Here is a 24,381-nt window from a genome sequence, read left to right as displayed (position 1 = left end):
GGGGGCGGGGGGGGAGGGAGTGGCGGGAGCGGCGATGAAGTGACGGGTGGGGCGGCGAGGGAGTGGCGGGAGGCCGGCGGCGAGCGGGTGAGGGGGCGCCCCGCGCTGAGCGCTGAGCGGGCGCCCCTCGCAGTCGTCAGCTCTCCTTCCGCACCGCCCCGGCCAGGATCCAGCCCTCCACCGCTTCGTACTGCCTCCTGTGCTCCTCCGCCTTCCCCCTGCCCGAAGCCACCGTCCCCAGCCATCCGAGGGCGAACCCCGCCGGGATCGACACCAGGCCCGTCGTCGTGAACGGGAACCAGTTGAAGTCGGCCTCGGGGAAGGCGGAGGCGGGGGAACCGGAGACCAGATTCGTGCCCGGCATCAGCATCAGCACCACCAGCGTGCCGCCGATGAGCGTGCAGAGCAGGCCGGTTCGGGTGTAGCGGCGCCAGAAGAGGCTGTAGACGAGGGCGGGGGCGATGGCGGAGGCGCCGATGCAGAAGGACAGGGTCACCAGGGGTTGCAGGCTGCGGTGTTGGACCAGCGTGGCCAGCACGATCGCCGCCACGCCGACCGCCAGGGCCGACACCCGCGCCAGCATCATTTCGCGGCGCTCGGACATCTCGTGCACGCGGGCCGCGAACACGTCGTGGGCGAGGGAGTTGGCGCAGGCGAGGATCATGCCGGCGACCGAGGCGAGCAGGGTGAGGAAGATCGCCGTGGTGACGGTGGTGAAGAGCAGCGTCTCCGCGGTGGAGACGTCCGTGCCGAACGCCGCCCGGGAGGCCAGCAGGTACGCCGTGTTGCCCTGCGGGTCCGCCTGCGCGATCGCCGCCCGGCCGATCAACGCCGTCGCGCCGAACCCGACGACCGTGATGACCAGGACGAACAGCACCACCGAGGACACCGCCCAGGACATCGACCGGCGTACCTGACGGGCGCTGGAGGCGGTGTACATGCGCATGGTGATGTGCGGCAGGCAGCCGCCGCCGAGGACCACGGCCAGCTGGGCGCTGATCATGTCGAGGCCGGGATGCGGACTGCCCGCGAACTGCAGCCCCGACTGCAGGAAGGCGGACCCCACGCCGCTCTGCTCCGCCGCCGTGTCGAACAGCGCGCCCGGGTCCCAGTCGAACTTGTTCATGACCAGGACGGAGACCACCGCGCCCGACCCGAGCAGCATCACGATCTTCATGATCTGGATGAGGGCCGTGCCCTTCATGCCGCCGATCGCGGCGTAGCTGATCATCATCGCGCCCAGCCCGATGATGCAGCCGGTCTTCAGCGAGTCGCCGGAGAAGCCGAGGATGAAGGCGAGGAGTTGGCCGGTCCCGGCCAACTGGACCAGCATCAGCGGCAGCAGCGCGGCGATGGTCACCACACACGCGGCCATCCGGACGCCCCGCCCCGGCATCCGCCGCGCCAGCGCGTCGCCCATGGTGAAGCGTCCCGCGTTGCGCAGGGGTTCGGCCAGCAGGAACATCAGCAGCATCAGCGACAGCGCCGTACTGAGGGCGAGGACGACACCGTCGTACCCGAACAGCGCGATCACGCCACCCGTGCCGAGCACGGTCGCGGCGGAGATGTAATCACCCGCGATCGCGAGGCCGTTGCGCATCGGGGACAGGGAGCTGTAGCCGGTGTAGAACTCGTCGAGGTCGTCCCGGTCGGGGCCGGTCATCACGCACAGCAGGAGCGTGATGGTGGCGACGGTCGAGAACGCCACCAGGGACATCGCCTGCGCGGAATCGCTGAATCCCGTCATCGCCGCGCCGCCCCCTCCCGCTTGGCGTTCACTTCGGACTCCTTGCGGATGCGGTCCGCGATCGGATCGACGTACCGCCGGGCCGTGTGCTCGTACAGACCGACCGCCAGCCAGGTGACGGGCAGTTGGATCAGGGCGAGCAGCAGTCCGGTGGGCAGTCCGTCGGCGACCGTGCTCGTCATGAAGCCCGGCGCGAACGCCGACAGGATCAGGAAGAGCGTGAAGTATCCGAGCGCGGTGAGCGTGGCGGTACGCCGCTGCCAGCGGTAGGCGCTGCGCAGGATCCGCAGGTCGCTGTGGTGCCCGAGGGCGGCATGCCGCCGGGCCCGCTGTCCGGCCGGTTCGGGCGGGACGGGTGGTTGCCACGGATAGGTGGCGTACGACGGTGACGCGTCGTGCGGTGGGTGCTGATACGGGTACGACGGTGACGGGTCGTAGGACATCCCGGTGCTCCTTGCGCGGCTCAGGAGTTTGGGGGGTGGGCTGAGCGGAGCCACGCACGCTACTCGTAGGTAGGCGTGGACGCGAGGGTTTGGCCAAACTGATTGGTCGGTACGCGCTTACTCCGCTGACCTTGGGTGTTACCCGGATTAACTCCGATTTTTGAAGGAGGCGGTGGGAGATTCAGGGCGAGGCTGAGACGGAAGCGGGTGCGGTTCTCGGTGTCGGCGCGCGTGCGAAGCCCGGTCCGTGGCCGAGGGGTACGAGGTGTCAGAGGTGTGCGAGCCGGTAGGCGAGGCCGGGGCGGCCGCCGACCGTGGTCTCGCCCTCGGCGGTGAAGCCGCTGCGTTCCAGGACGGTTCTGGATGCCGGGTTGTCGAGGGAGGCGCCCGCTGTGAGCGAGGTCAACCCGTACGTCGTCGCGGCCAGGCGGCATACCGCTGCCACCGCCGCCGTGGCCACCCCCCGGCCTGCGGCGGACTCGGCCACCCGGTAGCCCAGCACGGCCGAGCCGTCCTCCGTCACGTCCACGAGGTTGACCCGGCCGATCAGCTCGCCTTCCGCGTCCAGAATCACGTGGAAATGGCAGACACCCGCTTCCTGCTCGGCGAGCAACGCCTTGAGGCGGGCGGCGAATTCGGCGAAGTACGTGTCGCCGCGATCCGATATGAAGCGGGCGAAATAGGCGCGGTTGGTGCGCTCGAAGGACAGGAGGGCGTCCGCGTGGTCGGGGCGCAGTCGTTCCAGCTTCACCATGGGGGCAGGGTAGGGGGGCGTGGCGTTCTCCGGCATCTCTATAAACTCCGGCGGATGGGGGATGAGCAGGTTTTCTGGGGGATCGCCGGTCTCGTGACGGGGTCTCTCTGCCTCGTGCAGGCCGTCACGGCGTGGCGTACGTACCGCCTCTACACGCGGGGCCGGTGGATCGAGGCGGACGTGGTCGACGTGCGCGAGGAGCGGGAGCAGGGCGGCGACTCGAGCTTCTATCCCGTCGTGGCTTTCACGCCTCCGGACGGTCAGGCCGTCACCGTCGAGTCTCCTTCCCCGAAGTCGGGGCCCCCTGGAGCGATTTCCTTCCCGGACGGCAAGGTCCACGTTCTCTACGACCCCGCCAGGCCCCGGCGGATCGTGCTCTTCGGACATCGCGGGGACAAACTGGCCAAGTCGCTCGTCAACGCTCTCGCGTTGGCCGCCGCCACCGGGTACGTGTTCGTCGAGTTCGTCTTCTGACCGCTGGATCCGTCCGCCATGCGATCTCGTGAGGACGACCTCGACTTCCGCGACCGGGCCGGCCGGAGACGCAAATGGTGGCATCCGTCTGTGCTCGCCGTGCTCGGGCTGTCCGTCCCGGTGTCGGTCGTCGGTGTCGCGCTGTTCACGGCCGACAGCCTGAGCCGCCGGATGGGCGCTCACGCGGAGGCGATGCGCGAGCTGGACCGGATCGTCGACGCGCGCAAGGCGTGACCCCGGCAGCCCTCCCCCGCATCGCTCACTGTTCCGTCAGCACCGGAAACCGCCGCGGCGCCAGCACCAGCAGCACCACGAAGGCGATCGCCGCCGCACCCGCCGCCCCCAGGTACACGGCGTGCACCGCGTCCGCGATCGCGTGCCGGGTCGCCTCGGGCGCCGGACCGGCGTCCAGCGCCCGGGTCACGGAGTCCAGGTCGCTCGCGCCGCCGAGCCGGGCGGCCAGTACGCCGTTGGCGACCGCGCCGAAGAGGGCCGCGCCGAGGGTCTGGCCGCTCTGGCGGCAGAAGAGGACGGAGGCCGTGGCGGTGCCGCGTTCCGCCCAGTCGACCGTCGACTGGACGCCGACGAGCAGTGGGAGCTGGAACAGCCCCAGCGCACAGCCCAGCAGCAGCATCAGCAGCGCCGGCTGCCACGCCTCGCCCGGATACGGCAGGAACGGGAACGTGAACAGGATCAGCGCGGCCGTGCCGATGCCGAGCAGCGCGGTGTTGCGGAAGCCGATGCGCCGGTAGACGTGCTGGCTGAGCGCGGCCGACACCGGCCAGCTCAACGTCCATACGGAGAGCACGAATCCGGCGGTCACCGGCCCCAGGCCGAGGACGGACTGGGCGTACGTCGGCAGGAAGACGGTCGGCGCCACCATCAGCAGGCCCAGCGCGCCGAAGGCCAGGTTGACCGCGGCGATCGTCCGGCGCCGCCACACCCACCCGGGGATGATCGGCTCGGCCGCCCGGCGCTCCACCAGCACCACGACCGCCACCAGCGCGAGTCCCGTACCGAACAAGGCCATCGAGGAGGCCGACAGCCAGGGCCAGGCCACCCCGCCCTGTACCAGCGCGGTGAGCAGGACGCCGCCGCACGCGAACACCGCGAGCGCGCCCGCCCAGTCGACACGCGCGCGCGTGGCCGCCCGGCTCTCCTCCTCAGGTCGTACGTCCCGCTGCGGCTCGTGGAGGTAGCGGACGATCAGCCACAGGGCCACCGCGCCGATCGGCAGGTTGACCAGGAAGATCCACCGCCAGTCCGCGTACGCCGCCAGGACGCCGCCCACACCGGGCCCCGCGACCGCGGACACCGCCCAGACCGTGGACAGCCTGGCCTGGATCTTCGGGCGGTCCTTGAGGGGGTACAGGTCGGCGGCGAGCGTCTGGACCGTGCCCTGCAACGCCCCTCCGCCCAGGCCCTGCACGATCCGGAAGGCGATCAGCGCGCCCATGTTCCAGGCCACGGCACACAGCAGGGAGCCGAGCAGGAACAGGACCGCCCCCGCGATCAGCACCGGCTTGCGGCCGAAGGTGTCGGAGAGCTTGCCGTAGAGGGGGAGGCTGACGGTGACGGCGAGCAGATAGCCGGAGAACAGCCAGGAGAAGACCGAGAAGCCGCCGAGGTCGCCGACGATCTGCGGTACGGCTGTGGAGACGATGGTGGAGTCCAGCGCCGCCAGTGCCATCGCCAGCATCAGGGCGGCGACCACGGCACCCCGCCGGTCGGGTGAGGTGCGCCGCACGGCCTGCCGTATCGCCGGTTGCGGGTCGCCCACGCGAAGTCCTTTCCCCGTGCACCTATCTGCCGTCGGACAGCTTCCCATCCGACGCGGACGTCGCGGGAGGTTCCACGCGGACACCGCGAGAGGTCCCACGCGCATCGCGGGAGGTCCGGCGCGCATTGCGGGACGGCTTGACCCTGACGCCGCGTGAGGGTGGAGCCTGACTGGGCCGCAGGGTGGAGCGGACCCCGAGAATGCATCCACCCGGCGGTGGACTGCCCTTAGGGGTACCTCCGTACTACGGCTGGGGGAGGGTTCGTACCGTCGGAGGAGGAGATGGGGCGGGGGCTGTCCTTAACCTGGCTTTACGCCGCTGGGGAGCGGTCGGGGAGCGGCCTGGAAGGGGGCGGGGGAGCGGTCGGGTGTGGTTCACCGACCCTCCGGGGGTGGGGTTTTCCCCCGCACAAGACGGGGCCCGGCACCAGCGCGCCGGACCCGCTCCGGGCGCCAGACTCATCGACGTACCCAATCGAACGGCTCATCCGCTGAGCACCTGCTGACCGACAGATTCATCTGCTGACCGATATAGGAGACATACCGTGACATCGGCTGTGACCATCACCAGGCACGGGGGCACTGGCGGGCGTACGGCCGTTGCCGCGCGGGCGCGGCAGGTCGTGAAGGCGTACGGGTCCGGAGAGACCCGCGTCGTCGCGCTCGACCACGTCGACGTGGACATCGCCCGCGGTCAGTTCACCGCGATCATGGGCCCCTCGGGCTCCGGCAAGTCCACCTTGATGCACTGCCTCGCCGGGCTCGACACCGTGACGTCCGGGCAGATCTACCTGGACGAGACCGAGATCACGGGGCTGAAGGACAAGAAGCTCACGCAGCTGCGCCGGGACCGGATCGGGTTCATCTTCCAGGCGTTCAACCTGCTGCCGACGCTGAACGCGCTCGAGAACATCACGCTGCCCATGGACATCGCGGGCCGCAAGCCCGACAAGGAGTGGCTGGGACGGGTCGTCGACACCGTCGGGCTCTCCGACCGGCTCAAGCACCGGCCCACCCAGCTCTCCGGCGGTCAGCAGCAGCGCGTGGCCGTGGCCCGCGCCCTGGCCGCCCGGCCCGAGATCATCTTCGGTGACGAGCCGACCGGAAACCTCGACTCGCGCGCCGGCGCCGAGGTGCTGAGCTTCCTGCGCCGGTCGGTGGACGAGCTGGGCCAGACCATCGTGATGGTCACGCACGACCCGGTGGCGGCGTCGTACGCGGACCGCGTGCTGTACCTCGCCGACGGCCGGATCGTCGACGAGATGTACAAGCCGACCGCGGAGACCGTCCTGGACCGCATGAAGGACTTCGACGCCCGGGGGCGCACGTCATGACCGTCCTGAAGACCTCGATGCGCAACTTCTTCGCGCACAAGGGACGTATGGCCCTGTCGGCCGTCGCGGTCCTGCTGTCGGTGGCGTTCGTGTGCGGCACGCTCGTCTTCACCGACACCATGAACACGACGTTCGACAAGCTGTTCGCGACGACCGCGTCGGACGTCACGGTCTCCCCGAAGGAGGCCAAGAGCGACGACACTCCGCAGAACGGCAAGCCCGAGTCGCTGCCGGCCTCCCTGCTGGAGCAGGTGAAGCAGGCGGAGGGCGTCAAGTCGGCGGAGGGTGTGGTCGGTTCGTCGGCCGTGACCGTCGTCGACAGCGACAACAAGAACATGGGCTCCAGCAACGGCGCCCCGACGATCGCCGGCAACTGGACGCAGAACGACCTGCGGTCGATGGAGATCACCTCCGGACACGCCCCGCGCGGGCCGACCGAGCTGATGGTCGACGCCGACACCGCCGACAAGCACGACCTCAAGCTTGGCGACGAACTGCGCACGATCTCCGTCGCCGGTGACTTCACCGCGAAGATCGTCGGTGTCGCCACCTTCAAGGTGACCAACCCCGGTGCTTCGATCGTCTTCTTCGACACCGCGACCGCACAGCGCGAACTCCTCGGCACCACCGGCCGGTTCACGCAGTTCAACGTCGTGGCCGCGGCCGGTGTCAGCGACACGCAGCTCAAGCAGAACGTCGCTCAGGCGCTGGACGGCACGTTCAAGCTCCAGACGGCCAAGGAGAACGCCGACGAGAACCGCAAGGACGTCGGCCAGTTCATGAACGTCATCAAGTACGCCATGCTCGGCTTCGCCGGGATCGCGTTCCTGGTGGGCATCTTCCTGATCATCAACACGTTCTCGATGCTGGTCGCCCAGCGCACCCGCGAGATCGGCCTGATGCGGGCCGTCGGATCCTCCCGCGGCCAGGTCAACCGGTCCGTGCTGGTCGAGGCGACGCTGCTGGGCGTCGTGGGATCCATCCTGGGCGTCGGGGCCGGCGTCGGTATCGCCATCGGCCTGATGAAGCTCATGTCGGCGGCCGGCATGAACCTCTCCACCGACGATCTGACCATCAAGGCCACCACCCCGGTCGCCGGTGTCCTGCTCGGTGTCGTGGTCACCGTCCTCGCCGCCTACCTCCCCGCCCGCCGCGCCGGGAAGGTCTCCCCGATGGCCGCGCTGCGCGACGCCGGCACACCCGCCGACGGCAGGGCCGGCCTGGTGCGCGGCCTGATCGGGCTCGTGCTGACGGGTGCAGGCGGGTTCGCCCTCTACGCGGCCGGCACCGCCGACAAGGCGAGCGACGGTTCGCTGATGCTGGGCGCCGGCGTGGTGCTCTCGCTGATCGGCTTCGTCATCATCGGTCCGCTGCTGGCCGGCGGGGTCGTCCGGGTGATCAGCGCGGTGCTGCTGCGGCCCTTCGGCCCGGTGGGACGCATGGCCGAACGCAACGCCCTGCGCAACCCGCGCCGTACCGGTGCCACGGGCGCCGCCCTGATGATCGGCCTGGCCCTGGTGGCCTGTCTGTCGGTGGTCGGCTCCTCGATGGTCGCCTCGGCGACGAGCGAGCTGGACAAGTCGGTCGGCGCGGACTTCATCGTCCAGGGCAACCAGCGGATCGTCCCGCAGGCCCAGAAGGCGATGGAGCAGAGCCCCGGCCTGGCCCACGTCACCAGCTACAAGGAACTCAACGCCACACTCACCTCGCCCGACGGCAAGACCGACGACTCCGGCGTCACCGCCGCGGACCCGTCCTACGCCGAGGACCTGCGCCGCGCGACCACGGCGGGCACCCTGACGGCCGCGTACGGCAAGGACGCCATGTCGGTCGGCTCCGACTACGCCAAGGCGCACGGCGTGAAGGTCGGCGACACCATCGACGTCGCCTTCAAGGGCGGCGAGACGGCGAAGCTGAAGGTCGCGGCCATCACGAGCGACGACAGCGCCCTCGACCAGGGCGCGCGCTACATCAGCATCGAGACGATGCGGAAGTACGTCCCGGCCGACCAGATCCCGCCGAACACGATCATGTTCGCCAAGGCGAAGGAGGGACAGACGGAGCAGGCGTACGCGGCGCTGAAGAAGGCGCTGGACAAGTACCCGACGTACCAGGTCCGCGACCAGACCGACTACAAGCAGGAACTGAAGGACCAGGTCGGCCAGCTCCTGAACATGGTCTACGGCCTGCTCGCCCTGGCGATCATCGTGGCGGTCCTGGGTGTGGTGAACACCCTGGCGCTGTCGGTCGTCGAGCGGACGCGCGAGATCGGCCTGATGCGGGCCATCGGCCTCTCGCGGCGCCAGCTGCGGCGGATGATCCGCATGGAGTCGGTGGTGATCGCCCTGTTCGGCGCGCTGCTCGGCCTGGGGCTGGGCATGGGCTGGGGCGCCACCGCCCAGAAGCTCCTCGCCCTGGAGGGCCTCAACGTCCTCGAGATCCCCTGGCCGACAATCATCGGCGTCTTCATCGGCTCGGCCTTCGTGGGCCTGTTCGCGGCGCTGATCCCGGCGTTCCGGGCGGGGCGGATGAACGTACTGGCCGCGATCGCCACCGAGTAGCCACTGCGGACGGGGGACGCCCGGCGCCGAGAAGCCACGGGGGGCTTCTCGGCGCCGGGCCGTTGCTGTCTGCCGAGGTCCACTTACCGGCGGACCGAGTCGGGCGACGCCCACCCTTCGACCCACCGAGTCGGGTGGTGGGTGGGCATAGGCCGGGGGTCCAGGGGGCGGAGCCCCCTGGTACGCGCACACCGGCGCCGAGCACCAGGGCGACACACGTCGTCCACAGGGCGTTGTCCACAGCCCCCGCACCCGCCCGCGCAGCGACGTACGCTGGAGACCCCCCGGCCGGTCCCCGCGTCGGGCCCTTTGCGATGCCCACCCTCAGACACCCTCAGACGAAAGCCGCCCCCGAATGAGCCTGCACGGTCTGCTCGACGCCGTAGTCAAGGACCCCGCCCTCGCGGAAGCGATCACCGCGGCCGCAGACGGCAACCGCATGCACGTCGACCTGGTCGGCCCGCCCGCCGCCCGCCCCTTCGCGGTCGCCGCGCTCGCCCGCGAGGCAGGCCGCCCCGTGCTCGCGGTGACGGCGACCGGACGCGAGGCGGAGGACCTGGCGGCGGCCCTGCGCTCGCTGCTCCCGCCCGAGGGCGTCGTGGAGTACCCGTCCTGGGAGACGCTTCCGCACGAGCGCCTGAGCCCCCGCAGCGACACCGTGGGCCGCCGCCTCGCCGTGCTGCGGCGCCTCGCCCACCCCCGCCCCGACGACCCCGAGACCGGCCCGGTCTCCGTGGTCGTCGCGCCCGTACGGTCCGTGCTCCAGCCGCAGGTCAAGGGCCTCGGCGACCTGGAGCCGGTGGCCCTGCGGACCGGCCAGAACGCCGACCTGAACGAGATCGTCCAGGCCCTCGCCGCCGCCGCGTACGCGCGCGTGGAGCTCGTCGAGAAGCGCGGCGAGTTCGCCGTACGAGGCGGCATCCTCGACGTGTTCCCGCCCACCGAGGAACACCCCCTGCGCGTGGAGTTCTGGGGCGACGACGTCGAGGAGATCCGCTACTTCAAGGTCGCCGACCAGCGCTCTCTCGAAGTCGCCGAGCACGGTCTGTGGGCGCCGCCCTGCCGTGAACTTCTGTTGACGGAAGACGTCCGCACGCGTGCGCGTGCCCTCGCCGAGGAGCACCCGGAGCTGGGTGAGCTGCTTGGGAAGATCGCCGAGGGGATCGCCGTAGAGGGAATGGAGTCATTGGCTCCGGTTCTGGTCGACGACATGGAGCTGCTGCTCGACGTCCTGCCCAAGGGCTCCATGGCGGTCGTCTGCGATCCCGAGCGGGTACGCACGCGTGCCGCCGATCTCGTGGCGACCTCGCAGGAGTTCCTGCAGGCGTCCTGGGCGGCCACCGCCGGCGGCGGCGAGGCACCCATCGACGTCGACGCGGCGTCCCTGTGGGCCATCGCGGACGTCCGGGACCGGGCGCGCGAGCTGGACATGATGTGGTGGTCGGTGTCGCCGTTCGCGGCGGACGACGAACTGGACGCGAGCACGCTGAAGCTCGGCATGCACGCGCCCGAGACGTACCGCGGGGACACCGCGAAGGCGCTGGCCGACACCAAGGGCTGGCTCGCCGAGGGCTGGCGCGCGGCGTACGTGACCGAGGCGCACGGCCCGGCGGCCCGTACCGTCGAGGTACTCGGCGGGGAGGGCATCGCGGCCCGCCTGGACGCCGACCTCGCCGCCCTGAGCCCTTCCGTCGTGCACGTGGCGTGCGGCTCGATCGACTACGGCTTCGTCGACCCGGGGCTGAAGCTCGCCGTCCTGACGGAGACCGACCTCACCGGGCAGAAGGCGGCCGGCAAGGACGGCGTCCGGATGCCCGCCCGGCGCCGCAAGTCCATCGACCCGCTCACCCTGGAGGCGGGCGACTACATCGTCCACGAGCAGCACGGCGTGGGCCGCTACATCGAGATGGTGCAGCGGACAGTGCAGGCCGCGACCCGCGAGTACCTGGTGGTGGAGTACGCCCCCGCCAAGCGCGGCCAGCCCGGCGACCGCCTCTACATCCCCACCGACCAGCTCGAGCAGATCACCAAGTACGTCGGCGGCGAGGCCCCCACCCTGCACCGCCTGGGCGGCGCCGACTGGACGAAGACCAAGGCGCGCGCGAAGAAGGCGGTCAAGGAGATCGCCGCCGACCTGATCAGGCTGTACAGCGCGCGGATGGCCGCCCCCGGCTACGCCTTCGCCCCGGACACCCCCTGGCAGCGCGAGCTGGAGGACGCCTTCCCGTACGCGGAGACGCCCGACCAGCTCACCACCATCGCCGAGGTCAAGGAGGACATGGAGAAGACCGTCCCCATGGACCGCCTGGTCTGCGGCGACGTCGGCTACGGCAAGACGGAGATCGCGGTCCGCGCCGCCTTCAAGGCCGTCCAGGACGGCAAGCAGGTCGCCGTGCTCGTCCCCACCACCCTGCTCGTGCAGCAGCACTTCGGGACGTTCGGCGAGCGCTACTCGCAGTTCCCCGTGAACGTGCGCGCCCTGTCCCGCTTCCAGACCGACACCGAGGCGAAGGCGGTCCTGGAGGGCCTGCGCGAGGGCTCGGTGGACGTCGTCATCGGCACCCACCGCCTGTTCTCCGCCGAGACCAAGTTCAAGGACCTGGGCCTGGTCATCGTCGACGAGGAGCAGCGCTTCGGCGTCGAGCACAAGGAGCAGCTGAAGAAGCTGCGCGCGAACGTCGACGTCCTGACGATGTCCGCGACCCCCATCCCGCGCACCCTGGAGATGGCGGTCACCGGCATCCGCGAGATGTCGACGATCACCACGCCCCCCGAGGAGCGCCACCCGGTCCTCACCTTCGTCGGCCCCTACGAGGAGAAGCAGATCGGCGCCGCCATCCGCCGCGAACTGCTGCGCGAGGGCCAGGTCTTCTACATCCACAACCGCGTCGAGTCGATCGACCGGGCCGCGGCCCGTCTCCGGGAGATCGTCCCCGAGGCCCGCATCGCGATCGCCCACGGCCAGATGTCGGAGCAGGCCCTGGAGCAGGTGGTCGTCGACTTCTGGGAGAAGAAGTTCGACGTGCTGGTGTCGACCACGATCGTCGAGTCCGGCATCGACATCTCCAACGCGAACACGCTGATCGTGGAGCGCGGCGACAACTTCGGCCTCTCCCAGCTCCACCAGCTGCGCGGCCGGGTGGGCCGCGGCCGCGAGCGCGGCTACGCCTACTTCCTCTACCCGCCGGAGAAGCCCCTCACGGAGACCGCCCACGAGCGCCTGGCGACCATCGCCCAGCACACCGAGATGGGTGCGGGCATGTACGTGGCCATGAAGGACCTGGAGATCCGAGGCGCCGGAAACCTCCTCGGCGGCGAACAGTCCGGCCACATCGCGGGCGTCGGCTTCGACCTCTACGTCCGCATGGTCGGCGAGGCCGTCGCGGACTACCGCGCCTCCATGGAGGGCGGCGTCGAGGAGGAGGCACCCCTCGAGGTCAAGATCGAGCTCCCGGTCGACGCGCACGTCCCGCACGACTACGCCCCCGGCGAGCGCCTGCGCCTCCAGGCGTACCGGGCGATCGCCTCGGTCAACACCGAGGAGGACATCAAGGCCGTACGCGAAGAACTCGTCGACCGTTACGGCAAGTTGCCGGAGCCGGTGGAGAACCTGCTGCTCGTGGCGGGGCTGCGCATGCTCGCGCGCGCCTGTGGTGTCGGCGAGGTCGTCCTGCAGGCCAACAACATCCGCTTTGCACCGGTGGAGTTGCGGGAGTCCCAGGAACTGCGCGTCAAGCGGCTGTACCCGGGGACCGTCATCAAGCCGGCGGCACACCAGGTGCTGGTGCCGCGGCCGAAGACCGCGAAGGTGGGCGGGAAGCCGCTGGTCGGGCGGGAGTTGCTCGGCTGGGTCGGGGAGTTCCTGACGTCGATTCTGGGGTCGTAGGCCCTGTCGGGGGGCCGTCCCTGTCGGGGGCCCGTGGAGCGGGCCTCAGACGGAACGGAACAGCGTGGTCGCCAGCGTCCGGAACACCTCCTCCGGGTCCCGGTCGCCGACCGCGCCGTCCAGGTTGTGGCCGAGGAGCAGCGTGGCGAAGCCGTGGGCCAGGGACCAGGCGGCGACGCCGGCGAGGCGGGCGTCGACGCCGAAGTCCTCGGCGCGTACTGCGGAGACCGCCTCGCGCAGGGCCTCGGCGGCGAGGGCGCGGCCTGTGGTCAGTTCGAGGTCGTCGCCGCGCAGCAGTTCGGGCCTGAACATCACCTGGAAGTGCGCGGGGTGTTCGCGTGCGAAGCGCACGTAGCGGACGCCCGCGTCCTTCAGGTCCGCGGCCTGATTGAGCGTGGCCGCGAGCAGTCCGAAGCCCTCGGCCGCGATCGCCGTGAGCAGTCCGGAGCGGTCCTTGAAGTGGTGGGCGGGCGCCGCGTGGGAGACGCCGGCGCGGCGGGCGAGGTCACGCAGGCTCAGCGCGGAGGGGCCGTCGGCGGCGATCACGTCCAGCGCGGCGGTGAGGATCGCGCGGCGCAGGTCGCCGTGGTGGTACCGGCGGGGGGCGTCGTCGGTCTTCTTCGGTTCGGTGGGGCTCATGGGCAGCAGCGTACGCCCGATCTAGGCATTGACAAGTTCGGGCGGGTCCGGCAATCTTGTCAGTGTCAAGTTGCGCTGCTGGGTGGGATGCGTCGAGGAGGTACGTCATGGGGGAGTACAACGGCGGGATCGGTGCCGGTGGTGTGGAGCCGACCCGTGTGCGTCAGCTCTGGCACCTGCTGGAGCCGCTGCACGCGGTGCTGTACTACGCGCCGGAGGTCTTCGCGCAGGCCGCGGCCCTCGGGCACGACACGAAGGAGCGCTGGCCGACCTACTTCCCGTACCGCGCGGCCCCGTTGGGTGCGGTGGGCGCCGAGCGGGTGACGTCCGCCTTCTACAGCTTCAACCCGAGCATGGTCGCCGAGTATGTCGACTCGGCGTGGTCGGTGGCGAGCCCCGCGGCGATGCTGGAGGCGCGGATGCGGGGAATCGACGGGGCGTACCGCGCGATATTCGGCGACCGGACGGACGGTGCCGAACTGGCGGAGGCCGCCGCCCTCGCCCGGCGCGCCGCCGAGGCGGCGAACACCGCCGGCCGGCCCCTCGCCGCGGCCAACGCCGCACTGGAGTGGCCCAAGGCCCCGCACCTCCAGCTGTGGCACGCGGCGACGATCCTGCGTGAACACCGCGGCGACGGCCACATAGCGGCCCTGCTGGTCGCCGGCCTCGACCCCGTCGAGTCCCTCGTGTCCTTCGCCGCGATAGGCGCCGCGAGCGTCGAGCGTTTCGAGAGCCGTGGCTGGAGCGCCGCGCAATGGACGGCCGCACGGGAGCGGTTGTCCGCCCGCGGCCTGGTCGACGAGGACGGTGCGGCCACGGAGGCGGGCCGCGAACTGCGGCACCGCGTCGAACAGGACACCGACCGACTCGCCGCTGCCCCCTGGCAGTCTCTCGGGCAGGAAGGGGTCGACCGCCTGGCCGACCTGCTCGGCGACTTCTGGGTCGCGGTGCTGTCGTCCGGACTGCTGCCCTCGGAGACGACGTTGGGGATCGGAAGGGTGTGAATCCCGCGGGAGCCGGGAGCCGGGAGCCGGGAGCCGGGAGCCGGGAGCCGGGAGCCGGGAGCCGGCAGGGTGGTCGGGCGTTCACCATGCCCGCCGTGCGCGGGGAAAACAGGGAGCCGCCCGCGGTAGGTGGGTCTCCGCGGGCGGCCTCTGTTCCCTGGTGGTTCGTTGAGCCCAGACCGGGTCGCTGTGCCCGGCGGACTTCATGACTTCAGTGAGTCTCCGGCCTACGGCTGTTCGGGCCTGTCGCGATCCATACCGAGCTGGCCTTCGACCCGTCGCTGCGCTTCGTCGACCTGGCTCTCGTACTTGTTGCCCGACTTCTCGTTGGCTTTCCGTTCCGCGGCGTCGGACATGTCCTTGCCCTTGCTGCCCTTCGCCTGGTTCCTGAACTTGTCGAAGATGCCCATCCAGAGCTCCTTCCGGAGGTGACTCGCAGTCGACGATACGCCCGACTTATTCGCAATGCTCATTTTGGCCCCATATGGTCTGGACCTCTCGGCGGCTACGGTGAGACCGGCATACCCCGCCCGTGCGGAGGCGGGGACCGGGGAGACGAGGGGAGGGGCGCGGCATGACGCGTCTGAAGGGCGGGGCGAAAGCCGCCGTCGGGACCGGACTGGCGGTGTTCGCCGCCATGGCTCTCGTCGCGGGGTGCGAAGGCCTGGAAGAGGGCGGCTCTTCGACGGGCAGCGGTGCCGCGGCACCGGCACAGGACGGTCGTGCCGTCAGTCCCTTGAAGAACCCGGACGGTACCAAGCCGGGCCTCGCTCCGTTGACGAGCGAGACCGACGAGGCCGCCGCCCGCAAGCTCATCGAGACGCTGCGGACGAAGGGGCGCGGACCCCAGACGGGCTACGACCGGGACGAGTTCGGCTATGCGTGGATGGACACGGCTGACGGAGTCCCGCTGGCCCGCAACGGCTGCGACACCCGCAACGACCTACTGCAGCGCGACGGCCAGAGCCTGCGCTTCCGCTCCGGTTCCGACTGTGTGGTCATCGCGATGACGCTGCACGACCCGTACACCGGTACGACCATCCAGTGGCGCAAGCAGAAGGCCACGGAGGTGCAGATAGACCACGTCGTCCCGCTGTCCTACAGCTGGCAGATGGGTGCCGCGCGGTGGTCGGAGGACAAGCGTGAGCAACTGGCCAACGACCCGCTCAACCTGATGCCGGCCGAGGGCCGCGCCAACTCGTCCAAGGGCGACTCCGGACCCGCGTCCTGGCTCCCGCCCAACAAGCAGATCCGGTGCGCCTACGCGGTCCGCTTCACCCAGGTCGCCCTCAAGTACGAACTGGCGGTGACCGCGCCCGACCGGCAGATGATGCTGGACCAGTGCGAGGGATGAGGAGAGGGCGAGGGCGAGGGCGGGGAGACGGGACGGGGTGAGGGCGGGCCACCCGAGCCTCGGCTCCGGCGGCCCGCCTCTACTGCCGGCCCACTCCTACTGACCGCCCACTCCTACTGACGGCCAGGCCGGCATCTTGCCGGGGATTTCTGCCGCCCGTGGGGCAGGGCGCCGGTGTTCAGGCCCCGCGCTTGAACTGCTGGTTGGTGCCAGTGCCGCAGGTCCACTGGATGAGCTTGGCGTTGTCGGCGGTGGACTTGTCCGCCACGTCGAGGCACTTGCCGCTGAGGCGTGAGACGAGGCGGACCCATCCGTCACCGGCGTCCTGGAGCTGCCACTGCTGGTTGGTGCCGGTGCCGCAGGTCCACTGGATGACCGGGTTGCCGTTGGCGGTGGAGTTGTTGGCCACGTCCAGGCACTTGCCGCTGTGCCGGGCGGCCAGCTGGACGTATCCGCTGCCCATGTCCTTGAACCACCAGGCCTGGTTCATGCCGCCGTTGCAGGTGTACTGCGTGATCTGGGTGCCGTCGTCCAGGGACCTGCTGGGCACGTCGAGGCACTTGTTGCTGTGGCGTGCGGTGACTGTCTGCCATGGCCCGCCGACGCCGTCGACCTTGCCGGCCGCGGTATCGATGTTGATCTGGGCGAACCAGTCCATGGTCATGGTGGTGTCGGTGGGGAACTCCAGCGGCAGCCAGACGTACTGCGAGGCGTTGACGTTCTGGCCGAAGGAGTTGCCCCAGCGGTCGCCCAGGTAGAGGTATTCGGTGCCCGCGCTGCCCTGCACGGGCAGGACGAACGTGGTCTGGGAGCCGTACCCGGTGGAGTCTCCGACGTTCTGCAGGCTGCTCCAGGTGCCGGTGATGCTGGAGGCGGTCGCGTACATCTGCTGGTTGGGCCGCCATCCGGTGGCGCCGGAGGTGAGCAGGAAGTAGACGCCGTTGCGCTTGAACAGGGCGGGAGCCTCGCGCAGTTGCCCGGCCCAGAGCAGCTGCACCCGGGTCTCGACGGTGAGGTAGTCGGGGCTGAGGCGGTAGATGTGCAGGTCGCGGTTCTCGCGGGCGGCCGAGATCATGTAGCCGGTGCCGTCGTCGTCCGTGTAGACGGTGATGTCACGGGACATGTGGCCCAGCGGGCGGAAGCTGCCCTGCCAGGCGTAGTCGCCGTCGACGGTGTCGGAGACGGCGACGGCGGCGCGGGCCTGGGTGTAGTCGGTGGCCAGTTCCTTGTGCATCCACATGACGAACTTGCCGGTGGACGCGTTGTACATGACCTTGGGGCGCTCGATGTTGGCCGAGGTGAGCTCCGGGTCGGTGGCCTGGGTCAGGACGTGGCGCCGGAACTCCCAGGTCTTCAGGTCGGTCGAGCGGTAGGCGGAGACATACCGGAAGGAGTTGTCCTCGTTGCGGTTCTCACCGAACCAGTAGTAGAAGGAGCCGACCTTGATCACACCGCCGCCGTGGGCGTGCACCACGGCTCCGGTGGGGTCGGTGAACTGGGTTCCGTTGGAGATCGTGACGGTCGCCGCGTGCGCGGTGCCGGCCAGGAGGGCCTGGGGGACGAGGCTGAGGAGCACGGCGAGTACAAGTAGCCAGGCACGGCGCATCGAGGGTTTTTCCCTTTCACTCGGCTGCCCTGGCGCTCCCGCGAAGGGAAACAAGGCAGACCACAATCAAACAAAATTCGGCTGAATCGAACGCTGGCGCACATCAGACTGCCTGCTACGGAAGTGCGTCAAGAGTTTCGACACAGATCGGCTCGCAGGGGCGATGTCGGGCGGAGGTGTGCACGCCCGTTCTGTCCGCCCTATTGACTTCAATTCGGGCGTGTCATTACCCTCGCGCAGAATTTCGAACGTCGTTCGATATGACGAACGTGTCGAATATGGCGTGTGCGACGGAGGACACCCCCTATGCACGACCGATCCCCCAGACGCGGCAGACCCCTGGCGGCTGCCCTGTCCAGCTCGATCCTGGCGGTGGCACTGCTGGCCGGAGGGCCCGGGGCGGGTACCGCTCAGGCGGCCGACGACCCCAACGCGGTGGCTCTCGACAAGGACGCGATCCTCGCTGCCAACCAGCTCGACGAGCCGCAGTGGTACAAGGACAACATCCCGTTCCTGGACACCCCCGACAACACCATCGACGAGGTCTACTACTACCGGTGGAGCACCTACAAGCGCGCGCTCCGCTACACCGTGCCGGGCACCGGATACGTGTCGACCGAGTACGACGTGCCGATCGGCTACGCCGGGAACCCGTACACCGCGCTCCCGGACGCCACCGGCTATCACCTCCTGGACGGGCGCTGGCTGCACAACCGCGACTACGCCGGTGACTACCTGGACTTCTGGCTGCGCGGGGCAGGCAACTCGGGCGCCCGGAACTTCAGCGAGTGGATCACCAGCGCCGCGTACCAGCGCTTCCTGGTCACCGGTGACGCGGCCGAGATCAAGGCCGAACTCCCGCAGCTCATCGCGCTGTACAAGAGGTGGGACTCGAACTTCACCAGCGACGTCACGGTGAACGGCACAGCCTCCACCAGCGACCTGTACCACCAGACCCCGCTGTCCGACGCCACGGAATACACCGAGACGTCGATGCACAGCAGCGACTGGTTCGGCGGCGGTGCCGGCTACCGGCCCACGATCAACGCGTACATGTTCGGTGCCGCCCAGGCGATCAGCAAGATCGCCACCATGACGGGGGACACCGCGACCGCGACCGAGTACAACGACAAGGCCGCGTCGCTCAAGGCCGGAGTGCAGAACTCGCTCTGGGACCCGCAGCGCCAGTTCTTCATGCAGGTCTACAACACGAACAACACCAACGGCACCCTCAAGCAGACCAGGACGACCTGGCGTGAGGCGATGGGCTTCGCCCCCTGGGCGTTCAACCTGCCCGACGCGCAGTACTCCACGGCTTGGAAGTTCCTGACGGACCCGAAGCGGTTCGGGGCGGCGTTCGGGCCCACGACGCTTGAGCGGGTACACGACTTCGAGGCCGAGCAGGCCGCCGTCACCCACGCGAACACCCACGACGCGTCGACGGCCTCCAACGGCAAGTACGTCGGACAGATCGACTTCGCAGACAGCGCGGCCACCTTCACCGTGGACGCGCCCGGCGCCGGTACGTACCCGGTCACGGTCCACTACGCCAACGGCACCACCAGTACGTCGACCCACAACGTCGTCGTGAACGGCGACACCGCCACCCCGGTCACCGTCAGCTACGCCCCCACCGGCAGCTGGGGCCAGTTCTCGGAGTCGAAGTCCGTCACCGTGCAGGTCCCGATGAAGGCCGGCGCCAACACGCTGAAGTTCACCAAGGGAACGGGCTTCGCCGAACTCGACCGGATCGCGACGAATCCCTACTTCAACTACCAGGCGATCCCCGCCGAGCAGAAGCGCGACGACGCCAACTGCTGCCACTGGAACGGCCCGAGCTGGCCGTTCCAGACGAGCCAGATCCTGACCGGCATGGCGAACCTGCTCCAGGACTACCCGGCGCAGAACAACGTCACCAAGCAGGACTACCAGTCCATGCTGAGCCAGTTCGCCAAGCTCCAGCACAAGGACGGCAAGCCCTACATCGCCGAGGCCGCCAACGGTGACACCGGCGACTGGATCTACGACGGCTTCAACTTCAGCGAGCACTACAACCACTCCAGCTTCAACGACCTGGTGCTCTCCGGTCTGCTGGGCATCAAGCCCCAGGCGGGCAACACGCTGGTCCTGAAGCCGCTGATCCCGTCCGGCTGGGACTACTTCGCGGCGGAGAACGTGCCCTACCACGGGCACACCCTCTCGATCCGCTGGGACCGGGACGGCACGCACTACGGCAAGGGCACCGGCCTGCAGGTCTTCCAGGACGGCGTACGCATCCACCAGTCCGCGACGGCCGGCAACACCACCGTGAACGTGGCCGCACCCGTCACCCCGGCGCAGCCCGCGCGGATGATGAACGTGGCGGCCAACCCGCTGACCGCCGAGCAGGACTGGCTCGGCCGCACGGTCACGCAGCCCTTCCCGAAGGCGTTCGCCTCCTACACCAACACCGTCTCCAACGGTCCGCACTGCCACAGCGGCCAGACCTGCAAGCCCACCACCTTCGACGCCCCGCTGCGGGCCACCGACGGCTGGATCCGCTACGACAAGATCCCCGACAACCGGTGGACCAACTCGGGCTCCCCGAACGCCACCGACCACCTCGGGGTCGACTTCGGCGCGCCACGCAAGATCAACGAGGTCAAGTTCTACACCTACGACGACGGCGCGAACATCCGCGTTCCGGCGAGCTACACCGTCCAGTACCTGAAGGACGGCGCGTGGACGTCCGTCCCCAGCCAGGTCAAGAGCCCGGCCACACCCAGAGCGAACAACGCGAACGAGGTGACCTTCCCGACGATCACGACCTCCCAGTTCCGGGTCGTCCTCACCCCGCAGGCGGGCAAGTTCGTCGGCGTCACCGAGCTGGAGTCCTGGTACCCGGAGACACCGCCGGTGCGGATCGTCAACAAGAACAGCAACCTGGAACTCGGCATCGCAGGCTCCTCGATCGGCGCCGGAGGCGCTGTCCAGCAGCAGACGGCCAACACCACGGCCAACCACCGATGGACGGTCGTCCCCGCCGAGAACGGCTACTACAAGATCTTCAACACCAACAGTGGCCAGGTCCTCGGCATCAAGGACGCCTCCAAGACGGCCGGTGCCACTGCTCTGCAATGGGGTGACACCCTCACCGCGGACCATCTGTGGTCCGTGGTGGACGCCGGCAACGGCTACTGCAAGCTCGTCAACAAGAACAGCGGCATGGTCCTGGGCATCGACGGGATGTCCACCTCGTCCGGGGCCGCGGCCCTGCAGTGGGACGACACCGGCACCGCCGACCATCTGTGGCGGCTCGTCACCGACGACGGCGCCACACCGTTCAACCCCTAGCCGGTCTTAGCCGGTCCCAGCCGGTCTCAGCCGGTCTCAGCCGGTCTCAGCCGGTCTCAGCCGGTCCTAGCCGGTCTCAGCCGGTCCTAGCCGGTCTCAGCCGGCGGACCAGCGCCCGGAGCCGGGCCTCGGGATTCCCGAGGCCCGGCTCCGGATGCCTCACACCTGTGTACGGGGAAGGGGGCCGGGGTGCCGCGACGCGCTGGACACCGCCTAGAGCGTGCGCAGGCCCCAGAGGGAGAGCCGCGTAACCGCCCCCGAGGATCGGGCCCGCAGAGCGCAGCAGGCGCCCGCCTGGATGCCTCCACGCCCCTCGCCCTCGCCCTCGCCCTCGCCGAGAGCTTCCAACGCCTGATGCGCCGGTACGAGCGGTGAATTCGGCCGAGCTGGGACGGACGCGGCGTCGAGGCGACCCATCGCGCGTCTGCGGGCGTCCGCGCGCCCTCCGGCGTGTCGTAGGCCGCCCGCGCGACAGCTCAGCCCTGCCCGGCGGTGTGCGGCCGGTGCCGGGGGCCCGCGCGGAACCAGCCGCCGCGTGTGCAGCCGCGGGACGCGGTCATGCGCGGGCTCGGTGCTACGGGTGCCGTGCGCGCTTCGTCGAGGCCGCGAGGCCGCCGACGGCTGGGGCACGGCGAGGGGAAGGATCGGACCAGTACGGGTTTCGGTCGGGCTGACGCGCTGTCACACCACTGAGGTGCGTGCCGATGGATCGACCCGGCGTCGGCCTGTCCCATGTGGTGGTGGAGCAGGCGGCCAACGGCCCGGCAAGGTCGCGGATGTTCCTCCGGTGGTGCCCATGAACAACGCCCACATTCGGTATTTCGGACGTGGTTCGAAGTTTCGTTGCTGAAGATAGGGTCGCTCCGCGGGTGCGTCAACCCCTTTTGGCCACGGCGTTTGCCGCGGAGGGCCGGTTCCGCCGGTGTCGGTGATCGTTGCGAGCCCGGCCGTACCGGCACGTTATTTAACCGTGACGACTTCCCGCTGCAATCCTCTTGACCGCCAGGAATTGTTAGCGCTCACAATGACCTCCACGCCCAACAGTCGGCGAAAGCGACCCACCGCGGAGGTGCGACCACATGACCACAAGGCCCCGGCTCGCCTCCCCGGCAGGAAGCGACGGACCGCACGGACGGTTGCCGGCCCGTCGGTCGGCACGGCTGTCACAGGGGCCGCCGTGAACCCGTCCACGCGAGAACATCGGCACGCATTTCAGGTCTTATCGGCAGACGACAGCCAAGGAGGTACGGCCGTGGCTCAACCGCAGCTTCGGCCGCCCACCATGGCCGACGTCGCACGGCTGGCGGGCGTGTCCCACCAGACCGTGTCCCGGGTGCTGGCCGACCACCCCAACGTCCGGGACCAGACCAGGGCCAAGGTGCTGCGCGCCATCGAGGAGATGGGTTACCGTCGCAACTCCTCCGCACGAGCACTGGCCACCCGCCGCACCCGCACCCTGGGTGTGGTCGCCTCCGACACCACCCTCTACGGACCGGCCAGCACCCTGTTCGCGCTCGAGGAGGCGGCACGGGCCGAGGGGTACCTCGTCTCCACGGTCAGCGTGCGCAAGCTGACCGTCGACACCCTCTCCGAAGCCCTGGACCACCTCGGCGACGGCGGGGTGGAGGGAGTCGTCGCCATCGCCCCCCAGCGATCGGCGGTCGAGACCCTGGCCGGACTGCGGCATCCGTTCCCGGTGGTGATCGTGGGCAGCGGGACCGGCGTGGGCATCCCCTGCGTCGCCGTGGACCAACACCTGGGCGCACGGCTGGCCACCGGGCACCTCCTGGCGGCCGGTCACCGCACGGTCTGGCACCTTGCCGGGCCCGACGACTGGCAGGAGGCCGCCGACCGGGCGGCCGGCTGGCGGGCGACCCTCGAAGCGGGCGGGATCGAGCCGCCGTTGACACTGCGCGGAGACTGGAGTCCGCTGTCGGGATACCGGGCCGGCCAAGAACTGGCGGGCTGGGTGGGACGAGGGCTGACCGCGGTCTTCGTCGCCAACGACCAGATGGCGCTGGGGGTGTTGCGGGCCCTGCGGGAAGCGGGTGTGCGCACACCCGAGGATGTCGCCGTGGTCGGCTTCGACGACATACCGGAGTCGGAGTTCTTCGCGCCCCCGCTCACCACGGTCCGGCAGGACTTCTCGGCCGTGGGCAAGCACAGCATCGCCCTGCTCCTGGATCTCATCGAGGGCCGGGCACACCCCGGGGCGCCCCGGATCGCCATCGAACCCCAACTCGTCGTCCGCGCCAGCACCTTCCCTCACACCCCTCAACACACCACTCGGAGCATCACCCCTGTACCGGAGGGTGCTCCCACCTGAACCGGCACCGACCGTTTCCACCTCTTGGTGCGGTCGATATCCCGAACGATGATCGACAGGCTGGACGCAGTGTGGCCCGTCCCATCGAGTACGAGCGGTCCGTCCGGACCGGCACTTCAAAGGAGAAGAACATGCTCAACAGACGGAACTTCCTCACTGCGGCGGTCGGCGTGGCAGCTGCGGGCGGCCTCGCCGCGTGCGCCAAGGAGGACGACTCCTCCGGCTCCACCTCCGCCGGTGGCAGCAAGACGATCACCCTGGGCTTCTCCCAGGTCGGCTCGGAGAGCGGCTGGCGCAGCGCCAACACCGACTCGGTGAAGTCGGCTGCCAAGGAGGCGGGCTACAACCTCAAGTTCTCCGACGCGCAGCAGAAGCAGGAGAACCAGATCTCCGCGATCCGCAGCTACATCACCCAGGGCGTGGACGTCATAGCCTTCTCGCCGGTGGTCGTCACCGGCTGGGACGCGGTGCTGAAGGAAGCCAAGGCCAAGAAGATCCCCGTGGTCCTCACCGACCGCTCCGTCGAGACCTCCGACGAGTCCCTGTTCGTCACGCTCGTCGGCTCGGACTTCACGGACGAGGGCCGGCGCGCGGCCAAGATCCTGGAGAAGGTGCTCGAGAAGGCCGGCCACAAGGGCGCCGTCAAGATCGCACAGCTGGAGGGCACCACCGGTGCCGCCCCCGCGATCGAGCGAGCCAAGGGCTTCAAGGAGGTCATGGACGCCGACCACGCCGACGACTGGAAGATCGTCGTCAGCCAGACCGGTGACTTCACCCGCGCCGGCGGCAAGCAGGTCATGGCCGCCTTCCTGCAGTCCAACCCGGACATCAACGTGCTCTTCGCGCACAACGACGACATGGGCATCGGCGCCATCCAGGCCATCGAGGCGGCCGGCAAGAAGCCCGGCAAGGACATCCTGATCGTCACGATCGACGGCGTGAAGGACGGCTTCGTGGCCATGTCCGAGGGCAAGATCAACGCCATCGTCGAGTGCAACCCGCTGCTCGGCCCCCAGCTGATGGAGGTCGTCCAGAAGGTCAAGGACGGCGAGACGGTCGAGCGCTGGATCAAGACCAAGGAGAGCGACTTCATGCAGGACCAGGCCAAGGCCGCGCTCCCCACTCGCAAGTACTGACCGA

The 24,381-nt window shown here is 69.6% G+C and carries 17 protein-coding genes; 10 read left to right on the top strand and 7 right to left on the bottom strand.

Annotation, left to right across the window (positions count from 1 at the left end; all coding sequences use genetic code 11):
- Positions 1 to 136: 136 nt before the first annotated feature.
- The 3 genes from KUM49_RS43190 to KUM49_RS43180 all read right to left on the bottom strand — a co-directional run bounded on the left by KUM49_RS43190 (position 137) and on the right by KUM49_RS43180 (position 2,944).
- On the bottom strand, positions 137 to 1,747 hold the full coding sequence (locus KUM49_RS43190; protein ID WP_217242416.1) for a cation acetate symporter: 1,611 nt from the start codon (positions 1,745 to 1,747) through the stop codon (positions 137 to 139).
- The gene (locus tag KUM49_RS43185) at positions 1,744 to 2,190 is read right to left on the bottom strand and encodes a DUF485 domain-containing protein (protein ID WP_217242415.1); all 447 of its coding nucleotides are present in this window, start codon (positions 2,188 to 2,190) and stop codon (positions 1,744 to 1,746) included. The genes KUM49_RS43190 and KUM49_RS43185 overlap by 4 nt, the downstream gene beginning before the upstream one ends.
- 268 nt (positions 2,191 to 2,458) lie before the next feature.
- Positions 2,459 to 2,944 carry a GNAT family N-acetyltransferase gene (locus tag KUM49_RS43180; protein WP_217242414.1) on the bottom strand — a complete coding sequence of 162 codons (486 nt, stop codon included), beginning with the start codon at positions 2,942 to 2,944 and terminating at the stop codon, positions 2,459 to 2,461.
- A 54-nt stretch (positions 2,945 to 2,998) separates the two neighbouring features.
- Between KUM49_RS43180 and KUM49_RS43175 the strand changes: the two genes are divergently transcribed.
- Entirely contained in the window at positions 2,999 to 3,418 is a 420-nt protein-coding gene (locus KUM49_RS43175; RefSeq protein ID WP_217242413.1) for a DUF3592 domain-containing protein, read from the top strand.
- Between the two features lie 18 nt (positions 3,419 to 3,436).
- Positions 3,437 to 3,652, top strand: coding sequence for a hypothetical protein (locus tag KUM49_RS43170; protein ID WP_217242412.1), 216 nt, complete (start codon positions 3,437 to 3,439; stop codon positions 3,650 to 3,652).
- 25 nt (positions 3,653 to 3,677) lie between these two features.
- Here the strand turns inward: KUM49_RS43170 and KUM49_RS43165 are convergent, their stop codons facing one another.
- Positions 3,678 to 5,246 (bottom strand): MFS transporter, encoded by a 1,569-nt coding sequence (locus KUM49_RS43165; protein WP_217242531.1) that lies wholly within the window; start codon positions 5,244 to 5,246, stop codon positions 3,678 to 3,680.
- Between the two features lie 497 nt (positions 5,247 to 5,743).
- On the opposite strand from KUM49_RS43165, the gene KUM49_RS43160 reads away from it, so the two are divergent.
- From KUM49_RS43160 to mfd, 3 genes are all read left to right on the top strand, one after another.
- Complete coding sequence (locus tag KUM49_RS43160) at positions 5,744 to 6,532, top strand: ABC transporter ATP-binding protein (protein WP_217242411.1); 789 nt, start codon at positions 5,744 to 5,746, stop codon at positions 6,530 to 6,532.
- The gene (locus tag KUM49_RS43155; RefSeq protein ID WP_217242410.1) at positions 6,529 to 9,093 is read left to right on the top strand and encodes an ABC transporter permease; all 2,565 of its coding nucleotides are present in this window, start codon (positions 6,529 to 6,531) and stop codon (positions 9,091 to 9,093) included. Before KUM49_RS43160 ends, KUM49_RS43155 begins: the two co-directional genes overlap by 4 nt.
- 355 nt (positions 9,094 to 9,448) lie before the next feature.
- Positions 9,449 to 12,979, top strand: a complete 3,531-nt coding sequence (gene mfd, locus KUM49_RS43150) for a transcription-repair coupling factor (protein ID WP_217242409.1) — start codon at positions 9,449 to 9,451, stop codon at positions 12,977 to 12,979.
- A gap of 45 nt (positions 12,980 to 13,024) precedes the next feature.
- Here the strand turns inward: mfd and KUM49_RS43145 are convergent, their stop codons facing one another.
- Entirely contained in the window at positions 13,025 to 13,618 is a 594-nt protein-coding gene (locus tag KUM49_RS43145) for a TetR/AcrR family transcriptional regulator (protein WP_217242408.1), read from the bottom strand.
- Positions 13,619 to 13,725: 107 nt separating this feature from the next.
- Here KUM49_RS43145 and KUM49_RS43140 point away from each other — a divergent pair, with 107 nt between their 5' ends.
- A complete protein-coding gene (locus tag KUM49_RS43140) occupies positions 13,726 to 14,622 on the top strand; it encodes a hypothetical protein (protein WP_217242407.1) in 897 nt (298 codons plus the stop codon).
- 227 nt (positions 14,623 to 14,849) lie between these two features.
- Here KUM49_RS43140 and KUM49_RS43135 read toward each other — a convergent pair whose 3' ends face one another.
- Positions 14,850 to 15,032, bottom strand: a complete 183-nt coding sequence (locus tag KUM49_RS43135) for an antitoxin (RefSeq protein ID WP_217242406.1) — start codon at positions 15,030 to 15,032, stop codon at positions 14,850 to 14,852.
- Positions 15,033 to 15,196: 164 nt separating this feature from the next.
- Here KUM49_RS43135 and KUM49_RS43130 point away from each other — a divergent pair, with 164 nt between their 5' ends.
- Positions 15,197 to 15,976 (top strand): HNH endonuclease family protein, encoded by a 780-nt coding sequence (locus tag KUM49_RS43130; protein WP_217242405.1) that lies wholly within the window; start codon positions 15,197 to 15,199, stop codon positions 15,974 to 15,976.
- A 178-nt stretch (positions 15,977 to 16,154) separates the two neighbouring features.
- Here the strand turns inward: KUM49_RS43130 and KUM49_RS43125 are convergent, their stop codons facing one another.
- Positions 16,155 to 17,582, bottom strand: coding sequence for an RICIN domain-containing protein (locus tag KUM49_RS43125; protein ID WP_217242404.1), 1,428 nt, complete (start codon positions 17,580 to 17,582; stop codon positions 16,155 to 16,157).
- 306 nt (positions 17,583 to 17,888) lie between these two features.
- On the opposite strand from KUM49_RS43125, the gene KUM49_RS43120 reads away from it, so the two are divergent.
- From KUM49_RS43120 to KUM49_RS43110, 3 genes are all read left to right on the top strand, one after another.
- Positions 17,889 to 20,915, top strand: a complete 3,027-nt coding sequence (locus KUM49_RS43120) for an RICIN domain-containing protein (RefSeq protein WP_217242403.1) — start codon at positions 17,889 to 17,891, stop codon at positions 20,913 to 20,915.
- 1,252 nt (positions 20,916 to 22,167) lie between these two features.
- Positions 22,168 to 23,241 (top strand): LacI family DNA-binding transcriptional regulator, encoded by a 1,074-nt coding sequence (locus KUM49_RS43115; RefSeq protein ID WP_217242402.1) that lies wholly within the window; start codon positions 22,168 to 22,170, stop codon positions 23,239 to 23,241.
- Between the two features lie 131 nt (positions 23,242 to 23,372).
- Positions 23,373 to 24,377 (top strand): ABC transporter substrate-binding protein, encoded by a 1,005-nt coding sequence (locus tag KUM49_RS43110; protein ID WP_217242401.1) that lies wholly within the window; start codon positions 23,373 to 23,375, stop codon positions 24,375 to 24,377.
- Positions 24,378 to 24,381: the final 4 nt, after the last annotated feature.

Origin of the sequence: Streptomyces sp. AC555_RSS877, from assembly GCF_019049245.1 — a bacterium.
GTDB lineage: Bacteria > Actinomycetota > Actinomycetes > Streptomycetales > Streptomycetaceae > Streptomyces.
This window is presented reverse-complemented; position numbering and strand designations above follow the sequence as displayed.

Excerpts from the sequence above, each read along its gene's own strand:
- KUM49_RS43175 (WP_217242413.1), top strand. The coding sequence starts at position 2,999 with ATGGGGGATGAGCAGGTTTTCTGGGGGATCGCCGGTCTCGTGACGGGG.
- KUM49_RS43180 (WP_217242414.1), bottom strand. The coding sequence starts at position 2,944 with ATGGTGAAGCTGGAACGACTGCGCCCCGACCACGCGGACGCCCTCCTG.
- mfd (WP_217242409.1), top strand. The coding sequence starts at position 9,449 with ATGAGCCTGCACGGTCTGCTCGACGCCGTAGTCAAGGACCCCGCCCTC.
- KUM49_RS43130 (WP_217242405.1), top strand. The coding sequence starts at position 15,197 with ATGACGCGTCTGAAGGGCGGGGCGAAAGCCGCCGTCGGGACCGGACTG.
- KUM49_RS43135 (WP_217242406.1), bottom strand. The coding sequence starts at position 15,032 with ATGGGCATCTTCGACAAGTTCAGGAACCAGGCGAAGGGCAGCAAGGGC.
- KUM49_RS43110 (WP_217242401.1), top strand. The coding sequence starts at position 23,373 with ATGCTCAACAGACGGAACTTCCTCACTGCGGCGGTCGGCGTGGCAGCT.
- KUM49_RS43145 (WP_217242408.1), bottom strand. The coding sequence starts at position 13,618 with ATGAGCCCCACCGAACCGAAGAAGACCGACGACGCCCCCCGCCGGTAC.
- KUM49_RS43155 (WP_217242410.1), top strand. The coding sequence starts at position 6,529 with ATGACCGTCCTGAAGACCTCGATGCGCAACTTCTTCGCGCACAAGGGA.
- KUM49_RS43125 (WP_217242404.1), bottom strand. The coding sequence starts at position 17,582 with ATGCGCCGTGCCTGGCTACTTGTACTCGCCGTGCTCCTCAGCCTCGTC.
- KUM49_RS43120 (WP_217242403.1), top strand. The coding sequence starts at position 17,889 with ATGCACGACCGATCCCCCAGACGCGGCAGACCCCTGGCGGCTGCCCTG.
- KUM49_RS43165 (WP_217242531.1), bottom strand. The coding sequence starts at position 5,246 with ATGGGAAGCTGTCCGACGGCAGATAGGTGCACGGGGAAAGGACTTCGC.
- KUM49_RS43185 (WP_217242415.1), bottom strand. The coding sequence starts at position 2,190 with ATGTCCTACGACCCGTCACCGTCGTACCCGTATCAGCACCCACCGCAC.
- KUM49_RS43170 (WP_217242412.1), top strand. The coding sequence starts at position 3,437 with ATGCGATCTCGTGAGGACGACCTCGACTTCCGCGACCGGGCCGGCCGG.
- KUM49_RS43190 (WP_217242416.1), bottom strand. The coding sequence starts at position 1,747 with ATGACGGGATTCAGCGATTCCGCGCAGGCGATGTCCCTGGTGGCGTTC.
- KUM49_RS43140 (WP_217242407.1), top strand. The coding sequence starts at position 13,726 with ATGGGGGAGTACAACGGCGGGATCGGTGCCGGTGGTGTGGAGCCGACC.